At 69.1% G+C, this 2464-nt stretch carries 6 protein-coding genes; all 6 read left to right on the forward strand.

The annotated features are described in order from the left end of the window. A partial coding sequence (locus ACFWQC_RS28260; RefSeq protein WP_378686151.1) for an NUDIX hydrolase occupies positions 1-659 on the forward strand: 659 nt, incomplete at its 5' end. An 85-nt stretch (positions 660-744) separates the two neighbouring features. Next, entirely contained in the window at positions 745-909 is a 165-nt protein-coding gene (locus tag ACFWQC_RS28265; protein WP_378686153.1) for a hypothetical protein, read from the forward strand. Positions 910-942: 33 nt separating this feature from the next. Continuing rightward, positions 943-1323 (forward strand): hypothetical protein, encoded by a 381-nt coding sequence (locus ACFWQC_RS28270; protein WP_378686156.1) that lies wholly within the window; start codon positions 943-945, stop codon positions 1321-1323. Then, on the forward strand, positions 1323-1502 hold the full coding sequence (locus ACFWQC_RS28275) for a hypothetical protein (protein WP_378686158.1): 180 nt from the start codon (positions 1323-1325) through the stop codon (positions 1500-1502). Before ACFWQC_RS28270 ends, ACFWQC_RS28275 begins: the two co-directional genes overlap by 1 nt. Positions 1503-1610: 108 nt before the next feature. Then, positions 1611-1784, forward strand: coding sequence for a hypothetical protein (locus ACFWQC_RS28280; RefSeq protein ID WP_378686161.1), 174 nt, complete (start codon positions 1611-1613; stop codon positions 1782-1784). 46 nt (positions 1785-1830) lie between these two features. Next, positions 1831-2136, forward strand: a complete 306-nt coding sequence (locus tag ACFWQC_RS28285; RefSeq protein ID WP_378686163.1) for a hypothetical protein — start codon at positions 1831-1833, stop codon at positions 2134-2136. Positions 2137-2464 lie beyond the last annotated feature (328 nt).

Consider the following 2464-nt stretch of genomic DNA (forward strand, 5'->3'; position numbering starts at 1 on the left):
GCAAGGAGCACACACCGATGAGCTACAACACCACCTCCAACGTCGACCCGAACACCAAGAGCGACCCGGAGCTGCGCGGCGACGACCCCCGCGCCATCAACTGGACCGAGCGCCAGGCCCGCGCCACCATCCCCTTCAACGTCATTGACGGCCGGCCGATCAACCCGACTCACAACCCCGACCTCCCCGCCGGCCGCGGCGGCCTGTGGCACTGGGGCGAGGCGGTGTGCAGCGACGCCATCGTCTTCATCAGCACCGCCGGCGCGCGCCGCCTGCTGCTGATCGAGCGGGGCGACGGCCACGGCTGGGCACTGCCCGGCGGCGGCCTCGACGAGGGCGAGAGCGCCGAAGCCGGCTGCGTACGCGAGCTGATGGAGGAGACCGGGCTCGTGTGCTCCATCGGCGAGATCGAGACCATGCTCCCCGCCCGCGTCGTGCCCGACCCCCGCGCCGGCCGCCACGCCTGGATGGTCACCATCCCCGGCGTCATCTACCTCTACTCCGACTACCCCTTCGACGTGACCGGCCAAGACGACGCCACCGATGCCGCGTGGCTCCCGGCCAACTCCTACGCCGAGCTCGTCGACGCCATCGAGGCCCGCGGCGGCCAGATCTTCGCCGCGCACGTCGACCTGATCCAGGAAGCCCTCAACCGCTGAGACGCCCGGGAGGGCCGCCAGGCGTCCAATCCACGGCGGCCCTCCCACAGCCCCACCCCGGCCATCAACCAGAGAGAGAAGCCCCATGTTCGCATCAATCTTCGTCCTGCTCTACGCCGCCCACATGCTCAGCGACTACCCCCTCCAGACCGACCACCAGGCGTCTTGCAAGGCCAACCGCGGCGCCGCCCACATCGACCAGACCGCCCACATCACCGCGCTCGTCATCGCCGCTCTCGTCCTGGCCTGACGACAACCAACCCGCGGAAGGAGAATGACCACCATGGACAGCACCGCCGACGCCCTCAAGGCCATCGAGAACGCCGCGCACGACGTAGCCGCGGCCCGCGACCGGCTCGACCTCGCCGCCGCCATCGCGGCCGAGCGTGGCCACAGCTTCGGCGAGATCGGCGCCGCGGCCGGCATCACGCGCCAGGCCGCCCGCCAGCGCTGGACCGACGAGGCCCGCGCTGCCATCCTCGCCAAGGCCAGCGCCTCCCGGATCACGATCACCTACACAGACGGCCACGTCGAGCGCTTCACCAGCACCGACCCCGACGAGATCCGCCGGCTCGAGAACCTCGTGTTCACCGACCCTGACAGCGTCGTGCACACCAGGGTCGATGTGCCGGCACAGCCGGCCGTCGAGCTCGAGGAGCCGTGATGGAGCTCGAGCTGACGACCGAGACCGTCACGCAGCTGGTGGACCGCCGCTGCCCGCTGGAGAGCTCGCCCTGTCCGTACGGCGGTGGCTTTCATCGAGCTGACCGCTGCCTGTGGATCGGGTCGGGTGGTGTCGCCCTGTGCCACGGTCCCGCACCGGAGCAAGAGGCCCTGTTCTGACCCACGAGCACCACCAAGGACGGCCGCGCCGAGCACACCAGCTCAGCGCGGCCGTTTCGGCGTGCGCCGGCGCGATCGCCGGCACCAGCTCGACATACGATCCATCCCATGACGGTGGAGCTCAAAGCAACGATCAGGCAGCGGCCGCCGGACCACAAAGGCGGCTACGAGCTGGAGACCGCGGAGCTCTCCGCCACGGCCGACACCTACGACCAGGCGCGCGAGCTGCTCGAGGACCAGGTGCCCGCCGGCTGGCAGATGCTCAGCATCGCGCGCTACTAGGATTGAGCTCGTCCGCCGGGGTCGACGCACGGAAGGGCTCGACCCCATGCACGACCAGCACGAACGGCGCTACCCACCATCGCCCTACCCTCCACACAGCGCCGCGACGCACGCCTACCGCGACAACTGGGACCTCGGGTGGCGGCACCTCGGCGTGCTCGCTAACGAGCTGATCCTGAGCTACGAGGCCGGGCTGAGCGGCGCCAGCCGGCACGGCTACCGCGACGGGCTACTCGCGCGCTGGAGCTACTTCCAGCGCGCCAAACGGACCGAGCCCGAGATCCTCCGCGACGAAGCTGCTCGACGCGAGGCAGCACGGCGGGCAGCCGTCGACGCTGACCGGCCGTACTGACCAGCTCGCCCCCGATGTGTCATCTGGGGCGCTGGTCCACTTGCGGCATCTCCCACCTCTCGGCGGGTGTTCCTACCGTGTTCCTACCTGGTGTTCCTACCTGTTCCTACTCGCACCCCTTCGAGTAGGAACAGCAAAATGTGCGCTTGACCTGGTCAAACAGGCCGCTGTTCCTACCGTTCCTAGTGTTCCTACCACTTTTTTCCCCCAACGACACGAGGGGTTGCCGCGCAGCTCGACGGAGTGGGTAACGGACCAGATGGACCAATGCCGCAGAGGTACACTGGTGCCATGACAGCACAGCTCATCGAACTCGACTCGCGCCGGC

The sequence above is a fragment of the Nocardioides sp. NPDC058538 genome (genome assembly GCF_042719275.1).
In the GTDB taxonomy this organism is placed as follows: Bacteria; Actinomycetota; Actinomycetes; order Propionibacteriales; family Nocardioidaceae; genus Nocardioides.

Bases quoted from the DNA above. Each gene is read 5' to 3' on its own strand.
- ACFWQC_RS28265 (WP_378686153.1), top strand. From the start codon at position 745: ATGTTCGCATCAATCTTCGTCCTGCTCTACGCCGCCCACATGCTCAGC.
- ACFWQC_RS28270 (WP_378686156.1), top strand. From the start codon at position 943: ATGGACAGCACCGCCGACGCCCTCAAGGCCATCGAGAACGCCGCGCAC.
- ACFWQC_RS28275 (WP_378686158.1), top strand. From the start codon at position 1,323: ATGGAGCTCGAGCTGACGACCGAGACCGTCACGCAGCTGGTGGACCGC.
- ACFWQC_RS28280 (WP_378686161.1), top strand. From the start codon at position 1,611: ATGACGGTGGAGCTCAAAGCAACGATCAGGCAGCGGCCGCCGGACCAC.
- ACFWQC_RS28285 (WP_378686163.1), top strand. From the start codon at position 1,831: ATGCACGACCAGCACGAACGGCGCTACCCACCATCGCCCTACCCTCCA.